Raw genomic sequence first — 23,578 nt, 5'->3', positions numbered from 1 at the left:
ACATGTTAAAACTTGAAAATGTTAATAAAACCTATACTGAACACCAAGCCTTAGATGATATCAATGTGACCTTTAACCCTGGGGAAACTACCGTCATTGTCGGACCTTCTGGATCTGGTAAATCAACGCTCTTGCGTTCGCTTAATCTTTTAGAACACCCTGAAACAGGTGAGTACACCATTGATGATCGTAAAATTGACTTCAGCCAACCCATTACCAAAGAAACATTATTGTGGATTCGCCGTAAAACTGGGATGGTTTTCCAACAACCCCGTATGTTCGATCACTTAACAGTTATGGGCAATATGATTGAAGCCCCTGTACACGTACTCAAGCAAAGTAAGACTGATGCCAAAGCGAACGCCCATGACTTACTTAAACAAGTTGGCCTTGACGAAATGGCGGACCGCTACCCTTATCAGCTTTCTGGTGGGCAAACGCAACGTATTGCAATCGCCCGAGCCTTGGCGATGCATCCAGATTATCTTCTATTAGATGAACCAACATCGGCCCTTGACCCTGAAATCGAAGCACAAGTTCTGCGGATTCTAAAGCGCTTAGCTGAACAACAAGCCTCAATGATTATTGTGACGCACAATATGGAGTTCGCCAAGAATGCAGCAGACCGTATGATTTTTCTGGAAGATGGTGCTATTAAATTTGATGGTACACCCGATGCATTTTTTAATCATTCGACCGACCGAATCAATCGTTTCTTGAACGCTTATAAAATTTAATGAAAACAAATTGAAAAAAACTGTTAATTTGCTGTTCGCCGGCCTTGGCTAAACACAAATTAACAGTTTTTTTGTTTTAAAATGAAAGACTCCCGGCTAATATTACTATGCGTCATCGGCCTGCCAAGGTTCTCCTTTGGCAATATGTCCAACGTGTTCAAGGGTTTCATTAATAATATCCAGAACGTGTGGATCATCTAATCGATAATAGATCGACTTTCCAGAGCGTTCTGTTCGAATCAAATGTCCCGCACGTAGGAGCGCTAGCTGGTGTGATATCGCCGACTGCTCCATCCCAAGTAAATTCACGATTTCGCTCACATTCAACGAGCGCTGTTCTAATATGTAGAGAATTTGTAAACGCGTTGGATTACTGAGCAATTTAAAAATGTCATGGGCTGCATCTAGGTCAGCGGCATGAATTAAATTAACATCTTCTGGCATCACATTTCTCCTTTTAAAATCAATAAATCTATCTTAACACACTAACAAAAGATTAGCACAATCAGTGTTGCAAAGCCTTTTAACACATGATAAACTTTACACATGAACAAATATTCATATATAAAACTATCATTATAAAAGAGGTGCCTTTATGGAAAATACACAAAATACTAAACCTCAATCGTCATTACATTTAACTGAGGAGCAAAAGAAAAAAGCTTTACTCTTAGGCGCCAGTGTCGTTCTGGGCATGATTGCATACATGCTCTCCGGCGGATATCTACAACTTACCCTTTATCTCGTAGCTTACCTATTAGCTGGTGGAAATGTTCTTTGGCATGCGCTTAAAAGTTGCGCGCATGGTGACTTCTTCGACGAAAACACCTTAATGAGTATTGCCACCATCGGTGCACTTATTTTAGGGCAATACCCTGAAGCAATTGCCGTTATGCTATTCTTTGAAATCGGTGAATTGATTGAGGAAACTGCCGTTGACCGTTCAAAGCGCTCTATTAGTGATCTTGTCGCAATTAAACCAGAATATGCAAATGTTAAAGATGGTGATAACTTCAAGCAAGTGGTACCTGAGGCAGTTAAAGTTGGTGACACCTTGCTCATCAAACCAGGTGAAAAAATTCCTGTGGATGCTGTTGTGACTGATGGCCAATCAAGCCTGAACACAGCTGCTCTAACTGGTGAGTCTTTGCCACGCCGTGTTGCCACTGGTGATGATGTCTTAAGTGGATCAATTAATATCGACGGTACATTAACCGTTGAAGTAACAAATGCTTACACGGATTCAACGGTTGCCAAAATTCTTGATTTGGTTGAAAATTCAGACGCACACAAAGCTGAAACAGAAAAGTTTATTACAAAGTTTGCACGTATCTACACACCTATCATTGTTTTGGTAGCGGTCTTACTTGCAATCATCCCGCCTCTCTTCTTTGGTCAAGAATGGAGTACTTGGGTCCAACGTGCCTTAGTCTTCCTTGTCATTTCATGTCCCTGTGCATTAGTCCTTTCAGTGCCACTCGCCTTCTTTGCTGGTCTTGGCGCTACTTCTAAGAATGGTGTCCTTATCAAGGGAAGTAACTATCTGGAAGCATTGAACGATGTGACAACTGTGGTCTTTGATAAAACAGGTACCTTGACTAAGGGTAGCTTCTCAGTGACCAAGTTAATTCCAGCTAATGATGTGAATGAGAATGATTTACTCGGGTATACCGCTGCTGTTGAACAAAACTCAACTCATCCTATTGCTCGATCAATTGTTAACAGCTACACCGGTGATTTGAACCAATATCAGGTTACTGAGAGTACCGAGACTTCTGGTCGCGGTATCCAAGCTACTGTTAACGGTCATAAGGTCAGCATTGGTAATGAAAAAGCGATGGCGGATTTAAATATTAATCATGTCGAACTTGACCCAACTGGAACAACCATTCTCGTAGCTGTTGATGGTAAATTCTGGGGTAGCATCATTGTAGCCGATGAACCTAAAGCGGATGCTAAAGCTGCTATCAGTCAAATTCACGACTTAGGTTTGCAAACCGTCATGCTTACTGGTGATAATCATGCTGTTGGAACCACTGTTGCCAGTGAATTAGGTATCGATAAGGCTATTACCAATTTACTACCTGCTGATAAGGTAACACAAATTACCGAGCTTCAATTTAACAATGGGAACCCTCAAAAAGTTGCCTTTGTTGGTGACGGTATCAATGACGCCCCCGTCCTCGTAAAAGCTGATGTTGGAATGGCCATGGGGGCCCTTGGTTCGGATGCTGCCGTTGAAGCCGCAGATATGATTATTATGGATGATAAGCCTAGTCGTATTTCAACGACCATCAATATCGCCAAGTATACCCGTAAAATTGTGCTTCAAAATATTGTTTTTGCACTCTCTGTCAAAACTATCTTCCTATTATTAGGTGCCTTTGGCCTAGCTAATATGTGGGAAGCTGTCTTCGCTGACGTTGGTGTGACCGTGCTAGCTGTTTTGAATTCAATGCGCATACTTCGTCAAAAATAAAAGTTTCACGTGAAACTTTACCAATAAAAAACCACTTATGAATCTTCATAAGTGGTTTTTTTATTGGGACATTACTCCCAACTTGCTTTTTCAAACTTCTCTTTATCACCATGCAATTGATAATGCACTGATTGATTCACTTGATCGATTGCTGCACGCACATTATGCGTGTTAGCATAAGCCTGTGCCACTGCCTGTAGAAAATCAACTAATTCATTTGACCAAACTAGCTTTTCATCGAAACCATATTGAATCCAAAAGCTATCAGTTTTAGCATCATCCCATGCGCTCGCACCATGATATGGTCGGTCATCAACTAGAATACCGCCCGTACCATGCACAAGGCCCTTATCGTGTGCCATAACAACACGCTTATAAAAAGGATTTGAATCATCCGCACCAAAATATTTCTGCAGCCAAATCAACTTGTCCTGCCAAGCGCTTGGATTATGCCATGGTGCAGTTGATAAAATGTACATATCATAGTCTTCGGATAAGACATTCACCGCTTCAATGGCACCTGCAACTGGTGGTAAGTTTTTGAAAATACCTGGAATTTGATCAGGTTTAGCCACGTCTTCTTTCTGCATATCTTGTGCATTTAAGACAGGTAACGTGTCCACAAGAACATTGTCCATATCTAAGAATAATTTTGGTTTAGTCATTATTTTCCTCACTTCTGGTTATATTATCGTATTTCTACACTTGTTCGAGCATAAACCACAGCAAAATATGTTTCTAACTTTCGAACCTATTCTAACACAAAAACCGGCGTCAATTTTCCTGACGCCGGTTTTACTTATCCTTCAGTTTGCGCATCTGCCAGAATTGGATTAATTTCTAACCAAGTTGACTCAAATAACGTCTTTAGCAATGGATCTTTCCACATATTCACAAAATATGGATGATAAAACATGGCAAAAGTTTGCATGATTGTTGCACCACGTTGATGACGGAAAGTGTCCCAAGCCATAATGTTCTCAACAACTTCAGAGAAGGCAACTAAGCGTGGATTCAGTAACTCGTGATTACGCTCTAATACTTCTTTATACAATTTGGTAAGCTCCGGCTCCTCCAAAAAGAATTCCTGTCGTCGTGATGACAATAACCACATCCAGTCATGGAGGGCTCGATCACGATCAGCTGGCTTTGCGCGTTCATTTGCAGCAAACAGCGGTTCATCAATCATATTCAACCAATCAACCAAGGTTCCTTCAAACAAATCTTCCTTATTTTTAAAATGTTTGTACAACGCGGCCGACGAGATATCTAACTTACGTGCGACATCCGCCAAGCGCGCTTTTTCATACCCTTTTTCATCTAACACTTCACGTGCTGCTTGAAAAATCTGTGCCTGATTCACTTTGGACATATACTAAAAACACCCCGTTTTTATACAATTAAATATTAACAGAAATAGATAACTATGCTCCCAACCAATATAATAGCATAAAAAAAGCTGAAACAACACTAACGGTTATTTCAACTTTCTTTTCTTTATTAGCTCAAAAAGTCATCCTCAAGGTAAGCCGGATTTGGATACGTGTAGAATCCTTGACCCGTTTCTTGCCCAATTAGCCCTTGGTCCATGCGCTCCTTAATCTTCTCAGCAGCATGCTGACTCTTCTCATCTGGGCGACCCTTATTAATTTCATATACCGTATTTAATCCGACCAGATCCATGATACCGAATGGTCCCACGGGCGCACCTGTTCCAATCATCCAAGTCTTATCAACTGTTTCTGGGTCAGCTACATCCCTAACCCAAAGATCAGTTCCGGCATCTAAGAATGGTACAAGTAATGAATTCAACACATAACCAGGTTGTTCTTTCTTAACCATAATTGGAACCATCTTAATCTCACGAGAAAACTCTTCCAATGTTTCTGGAAGGGTAGCGTCAGTATCTGGACCTGACATGATTTCAGCTGTGTTATTCTTCCAGATTTCATTGGCGAAGTGATATCCCAAGAACTTCTCAGGACGACCTGTCGTTTCGGCAAATTGTGATGGCATCATCGTTGATGAATTCGTCACTACCACGGTTTCAGGATCGGCTAACTTATCAAATTTCTCGTAAAAATCGGTCTTAGTTTCGGCATTTTCAGGCAATGCTTCAATGACTAAATCAGCTCCAGATAAGGCATCTTCTAATGACGTCGTATAGTTGAGATGATCACGAGCAGATTCAATATCAGCATCTGAAGCATCATAGTAAGCCTTCACTTCATTTTCCCAACGATCAACCCGTGTCTTAGCACGTTCAAGTGACCCTTCGGAACGACCCCAAATTGTGGTATCCTTACCAGCAAAAGCTGCCATGAAGGCAATCTGTGAACCAAGCGTTCCACCACCAACTACTGTTACTTTTTGATATGTCATTTTCCAATCCTCCTATTTTTAGTGATATGATTAATTTAAAGTGTGAACATGAATAAATTCATTTCTCTTCTGATATTGTGAAAACATTATCAATTACAAATACTATGTTAACGCTGAATACAATAAAGTTCAATATTATTCGTGAATAATTTCACACTTAAATAATTGAAAGGGAAGGTTCACCAATGCACCGTTCAGAAATGGAAAAAATCATTACCAAAAGTCCTACTGTTTTTATCATTGGAGCAGGATTATCAACTGCCTCAGGCATTCAAGATTTTGCTAGTCTCCAAGCAAATTTCGATACATCAGCTTTACTTAGTCGCGAAGCTTACTACCAACACTATTGGGAACAACATGACTTCATTGCGAAGTATTTAATGAATCAAACTGCGCAGCCTAACATAGGACATCAGTGGATTGCTGACCTAAGTCATCATCAAGGGATTCAAGTCATCAGCCAAAATATCGACAATTTATTGGAACAAGCCCATATTCATGCTGATCACCTGTTAAAGATTCACGGTTCAATTGACCATTTTATTGATCGAAATGGGCAACCCGTTTCGATGTCCGAAACAGAATATCAATATTTGCCACACACAGAGGATAACTTAATGATTCGGCCTGACATTGTTTTTTATGGTGAGAACGTCAAAGGGATGGACCAAGCGTTATCTTGGATGCAGACAGCTAAAAATGTCGTCATTGTTGGGACACGACTCAATGTTGCTCCAGTTAATCAACTTACCCTGTGGGCAAAAAAATTAGAACATATTTTCGTTATCAATCAGGAGCCCATACACCCGCTGCAAAATAACGTACCCGTCACTCAAATCACAACTGATATAAGTGATTGGCTTCAAAATTAACACAATAAAAAACCGCCAACGTTAACACATAACGTTGGCGGTTTTTGTTTCACATGGAACATTAACGACGCGTAAACTTAACAATCCCTTCCCAACGTGCTGTTTGGGGGAACATATCAATTGACTGGATATAGTCAACATCATACACTTCAGTCAAATCTTCTAAATCACGTGCCAAAGTCGAGGCATTACATGAGATATAGACTAACTTCTCTGGCTCAGTATCCAAAATCGTGTCACGTAATGCTTCACCAAGTCCAGTACGTGGTGGGTCAACCACCATTGCATCAGCGACCCAACCCTGGTCAGCCCATTCAGGAATCAAGACTTCCGCTTCACCAACGAAATAATCAGCATTTTCAATCTCATTAGCTTCAGCATTTTCATTCGCATCGTAAACTGCATCAGCAACGGTATCCATTCCCCGCACTTCTCCAGCTTGATCAGCCAATGACAAACCGATTGTTCCAACTCCTGAATATGCATCAATTAATTTATCTGCATGGGTTAAATCAAGCGCCTTAATTGCTTCTTGATACAGGCGTTCGGTTTGCTTAGGGTTTAATTGCAAAAAGGCTCGTGGTGATAACATAAACTGCTTACCATTGATTGTCTCGGTAATATAGTCTGTTCCCCACAAATGCTTTGTTTCTTCACCCCAAACTAATGATGTCTTTCCCTTATTGATATTTTGATCAATTGAAACAACTTCAGGTAAATCTGCATTGATACGCTCAATAATTTGACGCGCCTTCGGCAACTTTGGAGAGTTTGTCACGAGTGTTAATTGGACATCCCCTGTGGATTCAGAAACGCGCGCAATTAAAGTTTTTACGATTCCAGAATTTTGCTTTTCATCGTAGATGGGTACTTCTAGCTCTTCTAAGATATCACGCACTGTCCGTACCACTTTTAAAGTAGCCGGATGCTGTGTTGAAATCTCAGGTAAATCGACTAACTCGTGTGAGTTTGGCTTATACATTCCCACAGCTAAATGATCACCTTGCTTACGAATTGGGAATTGCGCTTTATTACGGTACCCAGTTGGATCATCCATACCAATCGTTGGACGCAAATCGTAGTCCTCATAACCGCGTGGACGATATTTCTCCAACGCTTGTCGGATAACATCTTGCTTAAATTCTAGCTGTTTTTCATAACGCAAGTGACCCAGCTCAGTTCCGCCCACTTCTTGATTATCTAGTGGTTCGATTCGATCAGGTGACTTTTGCTTAAACTTTCGAATCCTAGCTTCAATAAACTTTGGATTTACAGCAGTCACAACGACATCGACAACCTCACCAGGCAAAGCATTCGGAATAAACGTAATCTTACGCTTATAGTATCCGATTCCTTCTCCGTTGATACCAAGTCGTTTGATGGTGATTAATAACTTATCACCCACCTCCACTTGGACATCTTGATTTTGCTTTTGATTTGACTTAGCATTACGTTGATTTTGGTTGTACGTTTTTTTCTTATAATCTGGCATTCGTTCTACAAAAAATTCACTTTCTTACGTATTTGTTAAGTCCTATTCTAACACAGGTTTTCCCTTTAAAATGTCGATCAAAAAAGTTATGATAAATTGTAAGCAAATTAACGATAAAATATGAAGAGGTTTCCCATGCGGATTATTAAACGACTATTTAAATTATTCATCTTACTTTTCGTTTTAGCCGCCGTTGCAGGCGGAATCTACGTTTGGATCACCATCGATGATGCACCCACCATTACAACTGCTGAACTAAAAGCAAAAGCTAATCCTGAAGGTGAACAAATCTATATTAAATCAGCCGACATTCCTGACCGTTACCGCCAAGCTGTGGTTTCAACCGAAGATGCTACCTTCGAAACAAACAATGGTATCAATTCCGACGGTGTAAAAGCATTGGTTGAGAGTAACATTAAAGCACTATTTGGTCATGGTGTTGGTCGTGGTGGTTCATCAATCACCCAGCAGCTAGTTAAATTAACGGCGTTCAAAAACGATGCTGAACCCACACCAAAACGTAAAATCCAAGAACTTTATTTAGCTTATCATCTCAACAAGATCTACTCTAAGAATCAAATTTTTGAATTTTATGTGAATAAGATTTATGAAGGTTACAACAAGTATGGTGCTGAAACCATCTCACAGTTCTATTACCAAAAACCACTTAAAGCTTTGAGTCTAGATCAGCAAGCTACCATCGCTGGGCTGGGCCAGAGTCCATCTGTCTACAATTTGTATACAAGTCCAAAAACAGTTAAAGAACGTCGTGATATTGTCTTACTTTCGATGTTTAATAATGGTGAAATTTCAGAAAGTCAATACAAGCAAGCGACTAAAGTTGATATCAATCATGGCCTCGTTCAACCGAGTTAAAGGCGAATAAAAAAGCAGGTACGTACCGACTGGACGTATCTGCTTTTTTATTTTATTCGAGTTCAACACCACGCGTTTCGTGTCCCAAGGTTAGAATGGCAATCACAGCAATCACAATGGCGATACTAAAGACACTAAAGATGCCAACAAATGACATACTGTGACTCAAAAACACCCCAATTGCGAGTGGTCCGAGAATACCTCCTAGGCGACCGAACCCTTCTGCTGCTCCATTTGCAGTTGCACGAACTGAAGCAGGATAAAGTTCTGGCGTGTAAGCATACAAGACACCCCAAGCGCCCAAATTAAAGAATGACAATAGCATTCCTGAAATTAGGACCATTGGCAACGTTGTCGCAAATCCAAAGGCAAAAGCACTAATGGCAGTTCCTGTTAGGAACAAGGCCAAAACTGACTTACGCCCCCACTTCTCGACCAACCAAGCTGCTGTAAAGTATCCTGGTAATTGGGCCAGCGTCATAATAACAACATAACCGAAGCTATTCACCATGCTGAACCCTTTACCAATCAAAACATTTGGTAGCCAAAGGAAGATGCCATAATATGAGAACATAATCATGAACCAAACAATCCACAACATAATGGTTTGTTTGCGATATGCTCCTTGGAATAACATTTTAAAACGTTGTGCAATACTAATACTGTCTGCATGCGTCGTTTCTTTAACGCTATCTTCGTCATCTGGCAAATGACGGCGCAAAACTAAGACATAAAAGGCGGTCAACGATGCAATAATCAACGTAATTCGCCAACCATACTTGGGAATCACGAAGTACGCTAGTAAGCTAGCTACTAACCAACCCACCGCCCAAAAACTTTCAAGCAACACAATCACACGTCCACGAATATTATTCGGTACGCGTTCCGCTACCAAAGTTGATGCAACTGGCAACTCTCCACCAAGTCCTAAGCCAACAAAGAAACGTAAGATCATAAACATGATGTAGCCGGTCGCAAACGCCGACAACCCAGTCGCAATTGAAAATGTCAGCAATGTCACCATTAACATTAACTTACGCCCTTTTGTATCGGCCAAAGCGCCGAAAACGACTGCCCCAATTGCCAATCCAATTGAATTGACCGAACCAATCCACCCAACTTGCACTTGGGACAAGCCCCAATCTTTTTGAACTGCTACTAGAATAAATGATAGCAATCCCACATCCATTGCATCAAATAACCAAGCACAGCCAGTCACCGACAGCAGTTTCCCAATTCTTTTATTCATTACCCTACTCCTAAAATAGCTCCCATTTTTAGGTGTCAAGACACCCTAACAACAGGAAAAATCATAGCAAGTACAGGGGTGTCTTGTCAACCTAGTTTTCGTAGAGTATCCCTAATTCTGCCAACTTAGCCTTGGCTTGGACTAATTGTTCTGGTTGATCGTATTTTAGCGTGTGCATATGCAACCCACTCGTCAAAGAAGATAACAAGGCGCCTTGGCTGGTGTGGTATTGTTTCAAAAAATGTTCCACCGTTTCGCGTGAGTCAAGCGCTAACTCCCCTTTGAGTAAACCATACAGTGGATGTTCAACTTGGACGTCTTGAATAGTGACACCCACATCTACTAAAGCCATCAATTCTGCTTCCATTTGCTCTGCATTGTGTTGAACAACTACAATTTGGCTGTAAGCATATCCTGGTTGATAACGGTACCCTTGCGTCGTTGAAACAATTTCTTCACCTGCGGCGCGCAACAACGCAATATCTCCCACAATTGTTTGTCGTGATACGCCGAATTTTTTGGCAAATGTGTTCGCGCTAATGGGCGTTTCAGCTGCAATTAATTCTGTTTTAATGGCTTGTTGCCGTTCAACACCTAACATTGTGTTTCCTCTTTTCGTTTTTACAAATTAATGGACAACGGGTGATAAAAATCATAATTCAATTCATCAGTAATTCGCTATCATCATTCATTATATTAAAACCAAGACAAACTTAAAACAAAATTGCGATAAACCGCCGAACTATCGCAAAAATCAACATTGATTATTTGCGTCATTCCCGTATAATAAAGACAATTATTAAAAAGGAGGCCACCATGGCGAACGAACAACAACACGACACCATTCTCGTATTGGATTTTGGTTCACAATACAACCAACTCATTTCACGACGCATTCGTGAATTGGGTGTGTATTCAGAACTTAAGCCACATACTTTGACTGCGGAACAAATCAAAGAAATCAATCCTAAGGGGATTATTTTCTCTGGTGGACCGAACTCAGTTTACGCTGAAGATGCCTTCACCATCGACCCTGAGATTTTTAATCTTGGATTACCAATTCTAGGGGTATGTTATGGTATGCAATTAATGGCCCACATGCTTCCAGGTGGTAAAGTTATCGCGGCAGACAACACTGCTGAATATGGTGAAACAACCATTAAGGTAACCGATCCTGAGACTTTGCTCTTTGCCGACACACCTGAGGAACAAACTGTTTTGATGTCACACGGTGACAAGATCGAAGCAATTCCTGATGGCTTTAAGGTTGCGGCCACTTCTGAGCAAACGCCATTTGCTGCTATGGAAGACCGTGAGCATAACTTTTACGGTGTACAATTCCACCCTGAAGTCCGCCAAACTGAAAACGGTATGAAGATTCTTGAAAACTTCATCGATAACGCTGTCCATGCTGATCGTACATGGTCAATGGATGACTTCATCGAAGAACAACTTCAAGCAATCCGTGATAAGGTTGGCGACAAGAAGGTCCTTCTAGGTCTTTCAGGTGGAGTTGACTCATCTGTCGTTGGTGTTTTGTTACAACGCGCCATTGGTGACCAATTAGTTTCAATCTTCGTTGATCACGGTTTGCTCCGTAAAAACGAAGCTAACGAAGTTATGGAAGCCCTTGGGGGTAAGTTTGGTCTTAATATCATTAAGGTCGACGCCCAAGATCGTTTCCTTGACAAGTTAGCTGGCGTTTCTGATCCTGAAGAGAAGCGTAAGATTATCGGTAACGAATTCATCCAAGTTTTCGATGAAGAAGCTACTAAGCTTGATGGTATTGATTTCTTGGCTCAAGGTACTTTGTACACTGATGTTATCGAATCAGGTACTGACACTGCTCAAACAATCAAGTCACACCACAACGTTGGTGGATTGCCTGAAGACATGCAATTCCAACTAATCGAACCATTGAACACACTCTTCAAGGATGAAGTGCGTGAACTTGGTGAGAAGCTTGGCATTCCTCATGAACTTGTTTGGCGTCAACCATTCCCAGGTCCTGGACTTGGTATTCGTGTCCTTGGTGACATCACAGAAGACAAGCTAGAAATTGTCCGTGAATCTGATGCCATCTTGCGCGAAGAAGTTGCCAAGCATGGTCTTGAAGACGAAATCTGGCAATACTTCACGGTGCTAACTGGCGTTCGTTCAGTTGGTGTCATGGGTGATATCCGTACTTACGATTACACAATTGCTATTCGTGCCATCACATCTGTTGACGGTATGACTGCTGAATTTGCACGCATTCCATGGGACATCTTGAACGAGATTTCTCGTCGAATCGTCAACGAAGTCGACCACATTAACCGCGTCGTCTACGATATTACAGCTAAGCCACCAGCAACCGTTGAGTGGGAATAATAAATAAAAAGCGCAAGGTCTGAGACCCTGCGCTTTTTATTTTTCTATATTTTGATTTACATTTTTCACTACACTTTCTATACTCCTACATAAGGAGAATTTATATCTATGGTCAATCCAAAAAAAATCGTTGAACAAAGCAACCTTATTCCTGAACTGGAAAAGATGAAAACAGAAATGATTACATTAGACTATCCGAAATCTGGTTTTCTAACCCCAAAAACGAGTAAATTAGGTGGCATTGGATACCTACCAAAGTCAGAACCATATCCAACTAACCCCCAAGGGCAGCCACTATCACTGCTTGCACAAATTAACTTTGATGAGCTGCCCTATATAGAAAATTATCCCACCACGGGAATTTTAAGCTTCTATATCGACTGCTTTGACGACATACTGGGGCTCAATTTCAATTTAGAAAAGAAGACAGAGCAGTCCCATTTTCGTGTACTATACTTCGAAAATACCGACGAACCATATCATAATACAACTGAGATAGAAGCACTTTTCAAACCTTATAATAGTGATGACATGGAAATCGTCATTGAAGAAGAAGTGAAAATGACTGGTAGTTTAGCCACTGATCCATTTCCTTTCGAAACAATTGATTTTAAAAGGTACTTTAACAGTGATTTTTTTGAATATATGAATGTTAAATTCGGAGATCAGGCAGAAGATGTCATGTCCTACCTCTTTGATTATCTCAGTCCTGGTGGCACACATATTGGTGGCTATCCATTCTTTACGCAAGAAGATCCGCGCACAATCGAATCTCCCTATACCAAGTTATTATTCCAACTCGACTCTGACTTGGGATATGCCTCTTTAGGCGATAATGGTGTGGCACAATTCATGATTTCCGAAGATGATTTAAAGCAAAAAAATTTCAGCAATGTCCTTTATAATTGGGACTGTTACTAACCACATTAAAATGCTAAATTCATTTTAGCGTATGGATAAACGACAAGCGCAGTATAAAAAAACTGTGCTTTACATTTGCATATAGAAAGAGACTTTACACCTATGGTCAATCCAAAAAGAATTGTTGCACAAAGCAATCTCATTTCTAAACTTGAAAAAATGAAAACAGAAATGATTACATTAGACTATCCCGCACCTGGTTTTCTAACCCCTAAAACCAGTAAATATAGCGGTTTTGGGTATATTCCAAAATCACAGCCCTATCCTACTAATTCACACGGACAGCCACTCTCACTGCTAGCACAAATTAACTTTGATGAGATGCCGCATATAGAACATTATCCCTCCACGGGGATTTTAGGCTTCTATATTGACTGCTTTGATGAAAATCTCGGTTATGATGCATATAACCCAACAGACCGCTCTGGATTCAAAGTCCTTTATTTTGAAAATACCGATGAGCCCTACCACAATACCACCGAAGTGAATGCACTTTTTGATCAATATAACGATGATGAACAGTATCCAATCTCTAATGGTGAAATAAAATTATCGGGTACATTAACACCAGATGCCTTCCCTTTTAATGCAATCGAATTTGAGAATTACTTTGGCATGGATTTTGAAAGTTTTCTGTACGAAAAATTCGATACTGCATCATCCGACGTTGGCGATTACTTATACCAACGTTACGCACCAAGCAGATTAAAAATTGGTGGATACCCCTTCTTTACACAAGAAGATTCACGTGCTAAATCATCGCCTTATAACAAATTATTGCTACAAATCGCATCGGATCTCTATGATATAACATGGCAGGATGATGTCTTGGCCCATTTTTTTATCTCAGAAGAAGATCTAAAAAACCGGAATTTTGATAATGTCATCTATGATTGGGACATATATTAAATAAAAAAAGCTGTTCCCGAAAAATCGGAAACAGCTTTTATTTTATATGAGGTTAAATCTTACCACCAACCGTTAGCTTGACGGAATGAGATGGCGTTTGCAACTGAACCGTAACGTGAAGTTGCGTAGTTAACCATACCCTTAGTTTGTTGTGCAACTGAACCAGTTCCCCAACCTTCCTTAGTTTGACCTAATCCACGGTAACCGTTTGGTGAAACGGCGTTAGGGTTTCCACCTGATTCTGGGCGAACGATTGTGTTCCACATTGCATCAGTTCCACCATTGGCGATGAATTGTGCGTAAGTTGAACCTGAAGCGGCTGGAGCAGCAGCTTGTTGTGCTGGTGCAGCGGCAACAGCTGGTGCAGCGGCTTGCTTAGGAGCAGCAACTTGTGCAGGTGCTTGTTGTACAGCAGGTGCAACTGGGGCAGCAGCTTGTTGTACAGGTGCTTGAACAGCAGCTTGTGCTGGAGCAGCGGCAACAGCAGTTGCTTGTCCTTCAGTTTCAAGAACATCACCAGCATAGATCATGTGGATGTTCTTGATGTCGTTGATTGAGGCCAAGTTTTCAACAGTTGTGTTGTGAGCTTGTGCGATTGCAGCAAGTGTGTCACCTGACTTAACAGTAACTTGATCAGCAGAAGCAATTCCAGTAGCACCCAATAATCCGGCAGCAGCAGCAGTTGTCATAATGATTGTTTGTTTGATATTCATCGAAATAAATCTCCTCTGTGTTTTATACGTTTATAATTTATATTTTTTAGTTTTTGTTGGTCGCTCTTAACGACAAGGAATACTATACCGTGATTAAAGCTCTGTAGAATATCATACATATAACGTTTCGTTACAAATGTTGCATAGTTACGACATATAAAACGAGTAAAACGTTTCAAAACGTGTTTATATGTACGCTTAGCGCCTGTAATATAAATCAGTGAATTTGACTAAAAAAAAACAAATCATTTTGAAAAAAGATTTGTTTTTGGTTATATTCGACTTTTTTTACAATTTTAATTACAACAGCGCAACAGCGTTACGTTATAAATAGATTGTTTTCTTAACTTATTTGGCTTATATTTAACATTTTCCACTTAAAAGTTATAATCATGCCAAAAAAACAACATCATTTAGCTTTTTTAATAAGTATCATATTTTCCCCTTATATAGAAGAAACTTTTCATTTTTAGTTCAACAATTTCATTTCGGCTCGACTAGAAGTCTATCTATAGCTATTATTTTATTACTTAGCTACATTTTGTTCATGTGCAATCAACCATTCTTTCATGAGCATTCCTCCACGATAACCTGAGCCTTGCTTGCTTTTTGAGACCACACGATGACATGGCACAACAATCAGAACTGGATTTTTCCCCACTGCATTACCAACAGCTTGAGCTGCACGCGGGCGGACAAGCTTATTTGCAATATCCTGATACGTGACAACACTTCCAAAAGGAATGCCACGTAACGCGTCCCAGACGGCTTCTTGAAATGGAGTCCCCGTAATATCAAGTTTTACTGCCGATAAATCTCCATTTCCTTCAAGATAGTACTTAAGTTGACACATAACCGTTCGGTTTTTATGTTGATCTAAGACCAAGTCAGCTGTTGGATAGAAGCGCTGCAGTTCTTCGAGGCCTGCATTTGGCGAACCGACAAATGCCAAGCCGTCATCAGTAGACGCAACTAAATAGGTCTGTGATTCAAAAACAGCTTGGTCATAGTATAATTTTGGAGTCATTTTCAACCTTCTCTCCTTAAGTTACGGGTTAAAAGCGCTAGGATTTGAATACATATCTATTATAATATAGTACAATTTCAGTAATGTGTATCGTGAAAGGACCCAATAATGGCACGCAAACCAAATTCACCTTATAACTTTAAAAATACCGATGTAGCTGTTGATAATGACAGTTTAATTCAAATTGGAAAAAATATGGGTACGAACGTATCTAAAACCGACATTAGTGGTTTCACTGCTGAAAAGCGAGACGTCAAGCAGATTATGGATGTCCGCAACTCTCTTCTCATAAGGGATCTACTGCAAACAAAACGTGAACGCATGTCGAAATCCGACTTTGCATTTTTCCGTGGTACCGTAGACATTATGAATTATGACTTGGATAAACATCCAAACAGTAATATTCATGTTCTGATTGGTGGTGATGCACACTTGGGTAATTTCGGGTTCTACGGATCTCCCGAAGGACAATTACTTTTCGATATGAATGATTTTGATGAATCACGAATTGGCTTTTGGGAATACGATCTGAAACGGTTCCTTGTTAGTTGCCTGCTCGTGGCAAAGCAACAAGACTTGGAGATGAAGAAAGTAAACAAGTTTCTCATTAAAGTCGTTGATACGTACCGTGATACTTTGATCCACATGTCTGAGCTACCAGCACTTCAAAAATTTTATTTACCAAGTACGTTGGATAACTTAACCCAAATTTTCGGTAAGTTAGAAGAGTCTTCTGAGAGCTTTGAAGCATCGTTTGATAAATTGGTCCAAAAGAGTGTTAAAAAGGCTTTGCGTAGTGATTCTAACTACGCCGTCAAAAAATACACTGAAATCCGTGATGATGGGTCACGTCGTTTTATTGAAAATGCACCCGTGACCATCCATATTAATTCGGCCGATTATCAGAAAATTACCGATGGCTATTTAAATTATCGCTCGAACTCTCGCAGTGATGTCCGTCTCTTCTTGGAAGATTTCCATATTATCGACATTGTACGACACAGTGTTGGTGTTGGTAGCGTAGGTACACTATGTTACTTAATGCTGCTCGAAGATGCTGACAACAATCATTTAGTACTTCAAATTAAGCAAGCACTCCCTATTTATCAAGACTCGAATATCTATCGAAGTCATCATCATACGCAAGGTGAAAACATCGTCGATAGTCAGTTGATTCTACAAAGTGCCTCGGATACGTTCCTAGGTTACTTTGATACCGACGAGCATAGTTTTTATGTCCGTCAATTTAAGGATATGAAAGGGTCAATTAACCTGGAAAAGCTCGATTGGTCCGCCTATCAGGACTACATCTTGATTTGTGTCATCTTATTGGCGCGTGCCCACAGCCAATCTCCCACTTTCCCTATGATTATTGGTTATCTACAAAGTCATGACTGGATGAGTAAGTCCTTCGTTGATTTTGCTAATAATTATCTCCAACAAGTCGAATATGATTATGAAACATTTACTGAGGAGTAGCTTATGAAAGATATTTATGCAGGCGAATTTTATAACCGTGATTTAAGTTGGCTGCTTTTTAATCGTCGTGTGATTAATCTATCAACCAATCCTGACACCCCTTTGCTTGAAAGACTTAATTTTCTAGCCATTGGTTCAAATAATTTGGATGAGTTCTACAATGTCCGCATCCCCAGCATTGAAGATCAAATTAGCTTAGGTCGTGATGGCATTGATCCTAAGTCTGGCTTAACACCACAAGAGTTATTGACGCAAATTCACGTTCGAAACAGTAAAAACATTTCACAACAATATGATAGTTTATATCAGATTCTTTCAATTTTTAATGAACATAAACTATTTAGTTTAAATCCATACGATCAATTAAGTACAGATGAGCAAGAGACTGCGAATCATTATTTCCATCAACGCATTTTACCCTTCTTAAATGTTGTTAACTATGATAATTTACATAGTCGTCCTGAAATTAAAGATGGTACGTTGATTATTGCGGTCCGCTTGGCGGATACAGCGCCAAATGCGATTCGTCTGATTCCTATTCCGCCAAAGCTCAGTCGGTTAGTCCGTCTTCAACATACCGAATTGGACCAATTTGTCTTACTTGAAGACTTGATTCGACACAATTTCTTGGAAATTTTCCCAGACCATGAAATTGAGGAATCATTGACTTTCCGTATTACACGCGATAAAGATGTCGATATGGAAATTGATATGGATGATGAAAATTCAGAAGGTACCATCGCTAATATGGAACGCTACTTAGCCGCCCGTGAACGTGGTAACACGACCCGAGTCGAAATTGAAGCCCATGAAGCAAGTCCTCAAGCTCAACTATTCCAACAATTAGTGAAGCTCACACACGTCCGTGAGACAGGAATCTATAACATTCCTGGCCCATTGGATTTAACTTTCCTATTCCAATTTGAAAAAATCTATGGAAAAAAACATCCTGAGTTAACTTACACCCCGTTTGCCGGGCGTGAATAGACCCAGAACAAGCCTATGCTTGATTACCTTAATCACCAAGACTTGCTCCTTCAATATCCTTATGATAATTTCGATCAATTTCTCACTTTCCTTCAAGAGGCGGTAAATGATCCTCATACTGTTACGATTAAACAAACCATTTACCGTGTTGCCGATAACTCCAAGGTTGTTGAGCTCTTAAAAGAAGCGGCAGCTAAAGGTATTCATGTTTCCGTCATCGTTGAGTTACGGGCCCGTTTTGATGAGGAACACAACCTCGACATCGTAGAGGAACTGGAAGATGCTGGTTGTTTCGTATACTTCGGTAAGGAGCATATGAAGGTGCATAGCAAGACATGTCTTGTTTTAAAAAACGACGGATCACATCCCACCGGTTATGTGCATATCGGTACCGGTAACTATAATGAAAAGACCGCTAACCAATTCGTTGATTTGAATCTCTTTTCAAGTAACCCGGCCTATGTCAAAGATCTATCTCGATTCTTCAACTATCTTGAAACGGATGACGCACAACCACCGCACTATGAAACCGTGGCTGCATCCCCTCACCGAATTGAAGATATGGTTATTCAAAATATTAAGCATGTCACCGAACGTTATCAAGCCACCGGTCAAGGCCATGTTTTCTTAAAAACGAATGCCTTAACTGACCAAGAAGTGATTGAGGCAATTTATGACGCGGCAAAGGTAGGCGTTCCATTCCGTATCATCGTTAGAGGTGCTTGTTGTTTGAAGTTGGGCGTCTGTGGTGATAAGGAAGACATCACTGTTACAAGTATCATTGGTGAATTGTTGGAACACAATCGTATTTATGCGTTCTTTTCAGATGAAGAACCAAGTTTGTGGATTTCATCAGCTGACTTAATGACAAGAAACATGGATAACCGTGTTGAATTAGCTGCGCCAATTCTGGATGCAACAATTCGCCAACAGTTGCTTAATATCATTGAAGTTTACAGCCAAGATGACGTCGATGGGTCGTTCTTAAACCTAGATGGACGCTACTTTAAGCATGACGTTCCGAATGGTAAATCCGCACAGCAAACATTTATCCGTGAGATTACTGATGAACATTCACCTGTGAATGCTCCTGTTCCACGTGAAACAATTTCTTCAAGTGCATCACCTAAATCATTATCCGCACAATTAAAGTATGCTCGTATTTTGAACATGGCATTAGCTTTGCTCGTACTAGCACTGTTACTGCTACTTATCTTTAAATAAAAACACTGACTAAGTAAGCACTTAAAAACCCATGTGTCTGGGACACATGGGTTTTATTGTTTGATTTATTATGATAAGAATTTCGTTAACCAGTCGGCACCATAAACTAATGCTGCACTATAAGCAATGATAGTTGCTGGTTTACAAAGTAGGATGATTAACGTAAACTCACGCCAAGTCATCTTTGTTAGACTCGTTAATAGAACTAGGGCATCGTCAGGGGCCGCAGGTGCCAAGATAAGTAGCGCAAACGTAATGTGCCAGCCTCGACCATCAAGTTTATCCATATACTTATCAAGTGTCTTTTCACTCACAAATACATCAATGATTTTATGCCCATATCGTCGACCAAGGCCAAACAAAATTAATGATCCGACAACAATCCCGACATAGTTATAGACAAATCCCCACAGCGGACCAAAAATAACGACGCCGACTGCTAGTGAAATTCCGCCAGGTATAATTGGGATTACGACTTGAATAATTTGGATGAAAACAAAAACAATTGGCGCCCAAATCCCACAACTTTCGACCAGACGCCTTAACACTTTAGGGTCTGTGAACGCACCGATACGATATAGCCAAATAGCAAGAACGACCATCACAAGCAATCCTGCATATGAAATATAATTAATAATTCGACGCTTTGTTTTTAAGGTCATCATTTCGCCCCCTATCATATGTTGAGTATCATCATTTAATCTTTAAATAATCATAAAAGACAACACTTTGTGAAATTCAACCTAACAAGCTGTTCTATATTTGTTAAAATATAGAGATTAGGAGAAATAATATATGTACAATGACAACGGAAAAACCGTAGAATTAACAAGTATTCAGAGTATTACATTCTTACTAGCAGGTTTACTATTAAATGCGATTGGAAACGGACTAACCGTGGCCACAAATATGGGATCTGCTCCATGGACCGCAGCTGCGGCCAATCTAGCGAACGTTACCCAACTACCAATTGATATCTTCTTATTCGGCTTCGGATTTATTGCTGCTGTGGCTGTTATCTTTATTTTACACGATTTTGATGCAGGCCGTTTCTTTAGAAACTTAGCCTTTGTGTTCATCTTCAGTGTCGTGATTGGCGCGACAGCCACTGGATTCAAGTCTATTGGCGTTGGCCACCTACACTACTGGCCTCGTTTAATTCTCGATATCTTAGGTATCACCATGATTGGAATGGGTATTTCAGTCACACAACGTTTGGCTAAGTTTTTGCATCCATTAGATGACTTGACCAACGTCACACGTTTCAAGTACTTCCATGGTAATGTCGTTATCGCACAAACACTAAACTTTGCAATTCCGATGACCATCTCATTATTAATCTGGCTCTTTACGCACAAGTTAGTTGCCGTTAACATCGGAACCCTATTCTCATTCTTCTGCCAAGGCTTTGTGATTTCACGTGCTGATAAGCTACTGATTCCGCATCTTGTGCACCGGAAGGAATTGTAATGTGTTACTGAATCCGTTTAACGATGGATTCTTTTTTATTGCTCAAAGGAGTCAAATATGAAAACATACGCCATTTATGGAAATAAAAACGAAGGCCTATACACTGAGCCATGGTCAAAAGTTCAACCATTAACGCAAACTAAGCCCGCCCCTAAGTTCAAAGGGTTTACCACAAAACAAGAAGCACAGGCTTGGTTAGATGCCCAACGTCAAACCAACCGCCAATATGACACCGCCTATGATGGTAGTTTCAAAGCAGATCCGAGTCGGTTCTACATCTTTACTGATGGAGGTAACCGTAACACCGGTAATCACGCTGGTGGTCATGTTAAGGCAAGCGATAAGGCGGCTTGGGCGATTGCCATCTATTCCGGTGCTAATTTAAACAAGGCCGTTTACACAGATGCTAAGGGATACTTAGGACGTACCAACAACGAGATGGAACTTCTAGCCCTGATTAACGCATTATTACAAGCACAAAGAACTGAAACCCCAGTTACAATTGTCAGTGACTCGAAGTACGTCTTAGATGGTGTTACCAACTGGATGTACAATTGGCAAGCTAGTGGATGGAAAAAGCAGAGCGGTGAGATTGCCAACCTCACTGCCTGGCAACAAATCTACGAATTGGTTCAACAACTAGGCGATCGTCTAGCGTTCATTTGGGTAAAAGGTCACGCTACCAGTCAAGGTAACATTTTGGTAGACCAATTACTTAACGACGCTATGGATGCGCTCTAAAATTGCAAAAAAGCCTCGTCTAATGACGGGGCTTTTATTTTGAATAGATTGTGAATGAATATACAGACCTTGTCGCGTCACTAGCGGTTATGTAAATCAATATTTTTTGGAGGCGAACAAAAAACTAAGCCTGCTTAACTTTTAGCCACTACACTTTGTGAAAAACAGAACATATTCATTAAAAAAAGACCCTGATCACAATGGACCAGGGTTTATCTTATTAAGTTTATCCAATCATAATTTCTTCAGTTGGATATTGGTGATGCATTGGCTGTTGATGAATGTTTAGTACCGAGAACATAACTGTGTAGATTCCAACACGACCAATGAACATAACAAACATAATCACGATTTTACCGATGACTGTTAAATGCGGTGTAAGTCCAAGCGAGAAGCCGGCCGTTGAGAACGCCGCAATTACTTCAAAGGTGATATATTCTATTCCAAATCCATGTGGGATTGTTTCTGTTTGCGTCAAAATTAGTGTTGCAAAGAGAACGAAGCCAATTGAAACAACTGCTAACATCAATGCTTTAATCACGTTTTTTTGACTAATTTGGCGATCACGGAAGTTCACATGGTCTTGACCACGTAATGTAGCCACCGATTGCAACCATAGAATTCCCAGAGTTGTTGTCTTAATTCCACCAGACGTTGAACCTGGTGTCCCACCAATAAACATGAGCACCATCAAAATAATGAGTCCCCCTGTTGATATTGTCGACATTGGGATAACTTCAAATCCGGCCGTGCGTGGCACGATCGAAAGGAACAACGTGTCTAAAATCCGATCCCAGAGGTTAACGCCGGTCAGATGATTCAAACAACGTTCAGTAATCATAAAACCGATAAAACCAAACAAAATTAACCAGCCCGACGTGACCAAAGATAGTCGGGTATGCAGACTCAAGCGACGATGATGTTTACCATATGACAAGAGGTCACGCCAGACTAGGAAGCCGAGCGAACCTGCCAAAATTAATAACATCCATACAATAAGAACGTAAGCATCATTTTTAAACATGGATACTGGTTGCGCGAAAAATGTGAAACCCGCATTTCCAAAGGCAGAAATTGAGTGCGCAACACTAAAATAAATTCCTTTGCCCACTCCAAATCTTGGAATAAAGTCAAAGGATAAGAGCAAGGCTCCGGCAACCTGAATAATTGCCGATAGCGAGAACACATATGTCAGCATAACTTTAACATCAGCTAAGTTTCGCAGATTCAGTGCATCTTGCATGAGTAGCCGCGCTTTTAAATCAATTTTTTGCCGTGTAATCGTTAAAAGCAACACGGTGAAGGTCATGAACCCCAACGCCCCCACTTCAATCATCAATAAAATTACAATTTGACCAAAGTAGGACCATGTATTGGCAGTGTTCAAAGTTGTCAGACCTGTAATAGCCGTTGCTGAAACGGCTGTGAATAAAGCATCAATAAAAGACACACGAATACCATGCTGATGTGCCATAGGTGTCATTAACAAAAGCGTCCCAGTGGCAATAATTACCAAAAATCCGAAGGTTAAAATCTGAGGCGGTGTAAGTCGATCAAGAAATTTTTTCATAATTAAGTTAGTCCCCACTTCTTCATACATTATACCGAAGTTTTCCAAAAGTTATACACACGATTTGGGGAAAACTTGTG

Annotated in this window: 23 protein-coding genes; 12 read left to right on the top strand and 11 right to left on the bottom strand. The window is 40.4% G+C overall.

The window, feature by feature from the left end; translation table 11 throughout:
- Window positions 1-2: 2 nt before the first annotated feature.
- On the top strand, window positions 3-737 hold the full coding sequence (locus tag IE337_RS00200; RefSeq protein WP_191136394.1) for an amino acid ABC transporter ATP-binding protein: 735 nt from the start codon (window positions 3-5) through the stop codon (window positions 735-737).
- A gap of 105 nt (window positions 738-842) precedes the next feature.
- Here IE337_RS00200 and IE337_RS00195 read toward each other — a convergent pair whose 3' ends face one another.
- Window positions 843-1,181, bottom strand: a complete 339-nt coding sequence (locus IE337_RS00195; RefSeq protein ID WP_112468753.1) for an ArsR/SmtB family transcription factor — start codon at window positions 1,179-1,181, stop codon at window positions 843-845.
- A gap of 151 nt (window positions 1,182-1,332) precedes the next feature.
- Between IE337_RS00195 and IE337_RS00190 the strand changes: the two genes are divergently transcribed.
- Window positions 1,333-3,216, top strand: coding sequence for a heavy metal translocating P-type ATPase (locus tag IE337_RS00190; protein ID WP_191136393.1), 1,884 nt, complete (start codon window positions 1,333-1,335; stop codon window positions 3,214-3,216).
- A gap of 71 nt (window positions 3,217-3,287) precedes the next feature.
- On the opposite strand, the gene IE337_RS00185 is transcribed toward IE337_RS00190, so the two are convergent.
- From IE337_RS00185 to IE337_RS00175, 3 genes are all read right to left on the bottom strand, one after another.
- Window positions 3,288-3,884, bottom strand: a complete 597-nt coding sequence (locus IE337_RS00185) for a 5' nucleotidase, NT5C type (RefSeq protein ID WP_191136852.1) — start codon at window positions 3,882-3,884, stop codon at window positions 3,288-3,290.
- A 131-nt stretch (window positions 3,885-4,015) separates the two neighbouring features.
- A complete protein-coding gene (locus IE337_RS00180; protein WP_057744764.1) occupies window positions 4,016-4,588 on the bottom strand; it encodes a TetR/AcrR family transcriptional regulator in 573 nt (190 codons plus the stop codon).
- A gap of 128 nt (window positions 4,589-4,716) precedes the next feature.
- Entirely contained in the window at window positions 4,717-5,598 is an 882-nt protein-coding gene (locus tag IE337_RS00175) for a 3-hydroxyacyl-CoA dehydrogenase (protein ID WP_191136392.1), read from the bottom strand.
- Window positions 5,599-5,783: 185 nt separating this feature from the next.
- Between IE337_RS00175 and IE337_RS00170 the strand changes: the two genes are divergently transcribed.
- On the top strand, window positions 5,784-6,470 hold the full coding sequence (locus IE337_RS00170) for a Sir2 family NAD-dependent protein deacetylase (RefSeq protein ID WP_191136391.1): 687 nt from the start codon (window positions 5,784-5,786) through the stop codon (window positions 6,468-6,470).
- Between the two features lie 61 nt (window positions 6,471-6,531).
- Here the strand turns inward: IE337_RS00170 and rlmD are convergent, their stop codons facing one another.
- Window positions 6,532-7,962 (bottom strand): 23S rRNA (uracil(1939)-C(5))-methyltransferase RlmD, encoded by a 1,431-nt coding sequence (gene rlmD, locus IE337_RS00165; RefSeq protein WP_191136390.1) that lies wholly within the window; start codon window positions 7,960-7,962, stop codon window positions 6,532-6,534.
- A 135-nt stretch (window positions 7,963-8,097) separates the two neighbouring features.
- On the opposite strand from rlmD, the gene IE337_RS00160 reads away from it, so the two are divergent.
- On the top strand, window positions 8,098-8,838 hold the full coding sequence (locus IE337_RS00160) for a transglycosylase domain-containing protein (RefSeq protein ID WP_243185595.1): 741 nt from the start codon (window positions 8,098-8,100) through the stop codon (window positions 8,836-8,838).
- 52 nt (window positions 8,839-8,890) lie between these two features.
- Here the strand turns inward: IE337_RS00160 and IE337_RS00155 are convergent, their stop codons facing one another.
- Both IE337_RS00155 and IE337_RS00150 read right to left on the bottom strand, forming a co-directional pair.
- Window positions 8,891-10,087, bottom strand: a complete 1,197-nt coding sequence (locus tag IE337_RS00155) for an MFS transporter (protein WP_191136388.1) — start codon at window positions 10,085-10,087, stop codon at window positions 8,891-8,893.
- A gap of 91 nt (window positions 10,088-10,178) precedes the next feature.
- Entirely contained in the window at window positions 10,179-10,688 is a 510-nt protein-coding gene (locus IE337_RS00150) for a transcription repressor NadR (protein WP_057744748.1), read from the bottom strand.
- Between the two features lie 215 nt (window positions 10,689-10,903).
- On the opposite strand from IE337_RS00150, the gene guaA reads away from it, so the two are divergent.
- The 3 genes from guaA (at window position 10,904) to IE337_RS00135 (ending at window position 14,287) form a co-directional block, all read left to right on the top strand.
- Window positions 10,904-12,457 carry a glutamine-hydrolyzing GMP synthase gene (gene guaA, locus IE337_RS00145; RefSeq protein ID WP_057744744.1) on the top strand — a complete coding sequence of 518 codons (1,554 nt, stop codon included), beginning with the start codon at window positions 10,904-10,906 and terminating at the stop codon, window positions 12,455-12,457.
- Between the two features lie 108 nt (window positions 12,458-12,565).
- Window positions 12,566-13,378: a YwqG family protein gene (locus IE337_RS00140; RefSeq protein ID WP_191136387.1), complete on the top strand. Its 813-nt coding sequence runs from the start codon at window positions 12,566-12,568 to the stop codon at window positions 13,376-13,378.
- Between the two features lie 102 nt (window positions 13,379-13,480).
- The gene (locus IE337_RS00135; RefSeq protein WP_191136386.1) at window positions 13,481-14,287 is read left to right on the top strand and encodes a YwqG family protein; all 807 of its coding nucleotides are present in this window, start codon (window positions 13,481-13,483) and stop codon (window positions 14,285-14,287) included.
- A 59-nt stretch (window positions 14,288-14,346) separates the two neighbouring features.
- Here IE337_RS00135 and IE337_RS00130 read toward each other — a convergent pair whose 3' ends face one another.
- Both IE337_RS00130 and IE337_RS00125 read right to left on the bottom strand, forming a co-directional pair.
- Window positions 14,347-15,000 (bottom strand): LysM peptidoglycan-binding domain-containing protein, encoded by a 654-nt coding sequence (locus IE337_RS00130; protein ID WP_191136385.1) that lies wholly within the window; start codon window positions 14,998-15,000, stop codon window positions 14,347-14,349.
- Between the two features lie 526 nt (window positions 15,001-15,526).
- Window positions 15,527-16,027: a methylated-DNA--[protein]-cysteine S-methyltransferase gene (locus tag IE337_RS00125; protein WP_191136384.1), complete on the bottom strand. Its 501-nt coding sequence runs from the start codon at window positions 16,025-16,027 to the stop codon at window positions 15,527-15,529.
- 108 nt (window positions 16,028-16,135) lie between these two features.
- Between IE337_RS00125 and IE337_RS00120 the strand changes: the two genes are divergently transcribed.
- Genes IE337_RS00120 through IE337_RS00110 form a run of 3 tightly spaced genes read left to right on the top strand, consistent with a single transcriptional unit; the run spans window position 16,136 to window position 19,717 of the window.
- The gene (locus IE337_RS00120) at window positions 16,136-17,506 is read left to right on the top strand and encodes a DUF2252 domain-containing protein (RefSeq protein ID WP_191136383.1); all 1,371 of its coding nucleotides are present in this window, start codon (window positions 16,136-16,138) and stop codon (window positions 17,504-17,506) included.
- Window positions 17,507-17,509: 3 nt separating this feature from the next.
- Window positions 17,510-18,493 (top strand): polyphosphate kinase, encoded by a 984-nt coding sequence (locus tag IE337_RS00115; protein WP_191136382.1) that lies wholly within the window; start codon window positions 17,510-17,512, stop codon window positions 18,491-18,493.
- A gap of 15 nt (window positions 18,494-18,508) precedes the next feature.
- Window positions 18,509-19,717: a phospholipase D-like domain-containing protein gene (locus IE337_RS00110; RefSeq protein WP_191136381.1), complete on the top strand. Its 1,209-nt coding sequence runs from the start codon at window positions 18,509-18,511 to the stop codon at window positions 19,715-19,717.
- A gap of 68 nt (window positions 19,718-19,785) precedes the next feature.
- On the opposite strand, the gene IE337_RS00105 is transcribed toward IE337_RS00110, so the two are convergent.
- Window positions 19,786-20,379 (bottom strand): TVP38/TMEM64 family protein, encoded by a 594-nt coding sequence (locus IE337_RS00105; protein WP_191136851.1) that lies wholly within the window; start codon window positions 20,377-20,379, stop codon window positions 19,786-19,788.
- Window positions 20,380-20,512: 133 nt separating this feature from the next.
- Between IE337_RS00105 and IE337_RS00100 the strand changes: the two genes are divergently transcribed.
- Both IE337_RS00100 and IE337_RS00095 read left to right on the top strand, forming a co-directional pair.
- On the top strand, window positions 20,513-21,187 hold the full coding sequence (locus tag IE337_RS00100; protein WP_057744731.1) for a DUF6198 family protein: 675 nt from the start codon (window positions 20,513-20,515) through the stop codon (window positions 21,185-21,187).
- Window positions 21,188-21,244: 57 nt separating this feature from the next.
- Window positions 21,245-21,928, top strand: coding sequence for a ribonuclease H1 domain-containing protein (locus IE337_RS00095; protein WP_191136380.1), 684 nt, complete (start codon window positions 21,245-21,247; stop codon window positions 21,926-21,928).
- 226 nt (window positions 21,929-22,154) lie between these two features.
- Here IE337_RS00095 and IE337_RS00090 read toward each other — a convergent pair whose 3' ends face one another.
- Entirely contained in the window at window positions 22,155-23,498 is a 1,344-nt protein-coding gene (locus IE337_RS00090; protein WP_191136379.1) for a TrkH family potassium uptake protein, read from the bottom strand.
- Between the last annotated feature and the right edge of the window lie 80 nt (window positions 23,499-23,578).

It is taken from the genome of Weissella viridescens, from assembly GCF_014789145.1.
Lineage (GTDB): Bacteria > Bacillota > Bacilli > Lactobacillales > Lactobacillaceae > Weissella > Weissella viridescens.
Note: the sequence above shows the minus strand (reverse complement) of the source record. Positions and strands in the feature narration are given on the sequence as shown.

Coding starts and splice junctions, on each gene's coding strand:
- IE337_RS00200 (WP_191136394.1), top strand. CDS start 3: ATGTTAAAACTTGAAAATGTTAATAAAACCTATACTGAACACCAAGCC.
- IE337_RS00195 (WP_112468753.1), bottom strand. CDS start 1,181: ATGCCAGAAGATGTTAATTTAATTCATGCCGCTGACCTAGATGCAGCC.
- IE337_RS00190 (WP_191136393.1), top strand. CDS start 1,333: ATGGAAAATACACAAAATACTAAACCTCAATCGTCATTACATTTAACT.
- IE337_RS00180 (WP_057744764.1), bottom strand. CDS start 4,588: ATGTCCAAAGTGAATCAGGCACAGATTTTTCAAGCAGCACGTGAAGTG.
- IE337_RS00175 (WP_191136392.1), bottom strand. CDS start 5,598: ATGACATATCAAAAAGTAACAGTAGTTGGTGGTGGAACGCTTGGTTCA.
- IE337_RS00170 (WP_191136391.1), top strand. CDS start 5,784: ATGCACCGTTCAGAAATGGAAAAAATCATTACCAAAAGTCCTACTGTT.
- rlmD (WP_191136390.1), bottom strand. CDS start 7,962: ATGCCAGATTATAAGAAAAAAACGTACAACCAAAATCAACGTAATGCT.
- IE337_RS00160 (WP_243185595.1), top strand. CDS start 8,098: ATGCGGATTATTAAACGACTATTTAAATTATTCATCTTACTTTTCGTT.
- IE337_RS00155 (WP_191136388.1), bottom strand. CDS start 10,087: ATGAATAAAAGAATTGGGAAACTGCTGTCGGTGACTGGCTGTGCTTGG.
- IE337_RS00150 (WP_057744748.1), bottom strand. CDS start 10,688: ATGTTAGGTGTTGAACGGCAACAAGCCATTAAAACAGAATTAATTGCA.
- guaA (WP_057744744.1), top strand. CDS start 10,904: ATGGCGAACGAACAACAACACGACACCATTCTCGTATTGGATTTTGGT.
- IE337_RS00140 (WP_191136387.1), top strand. CDS start 12,566: ATGGTCAATCCAAAAAAAATCGTTGAACAAAGCAACCTTATTCCTGAA.
- IE337_RS00135 (WP_191136386.1), top strand. CDS start 13,481: ATGGTCAATCCAAAAAGAATTGTTGCACAAAGCAATCTCATTTCTAAA.
- IE337_RS00130 (WP_191136385.1), bottom strand. CDS start 15,000: ATGAATATCAAACAAACAATCATTATGACAACTGCTGCTGCTGCCGGA.
- IE337_RS00125 (WP_191136384.1), bottom strand. CDS start 16,027: ATGACTCCAAAATTATACTATGACCAAGCTGTTTTTGAATCACAGACC.
- IE337_RS00120 (WP_191136383.1), top strand. CDS start 16,136: ATGGCACGCAAACCAAATTCACCTTATAACTTTAAAAATACCGATGTA.
- IE337_RS00115 (WP_191136382.1), top strand. CDS start 17,510: ATGAAAGATATTTATGCAGGCGAATTTTATAACCGTGATTTAAGTTGG.
- IE337_RS00110 (WP_191136381.1), top strand. CDS start 18,509: ATGCTTGATTACCTTAATCACCAAGACTTGCTCCTTCAATATCCTTAT.
- IE337_RS00105 (WP_191136851.1), bottom strand. CDS start 20,379: ATGACCTTAAAAACAAAGCGTCGAATTATTAATTATATTTCATATGCA.
- IE337_RS00100 (WP_057744731.1), top strand. CDS start 20,513: ATGTACAATGACAACGGAAAAACCGTAGAATTAACAAGTATTCAGAGT.
- IE337_RS00095 (WP_191136380.1), top strand. CDS start 21,245: ATGAAAACATACGCCATTTATGGAAATAAAAACGAAGGCCTATACACT.
- IE337_RS00090 (WP_191136379.1), bottom strand. CDS start 23,498: ATGAAAAAATTTCTTGATCGACTTACACCGCCTCAGATTTTAACCTTC.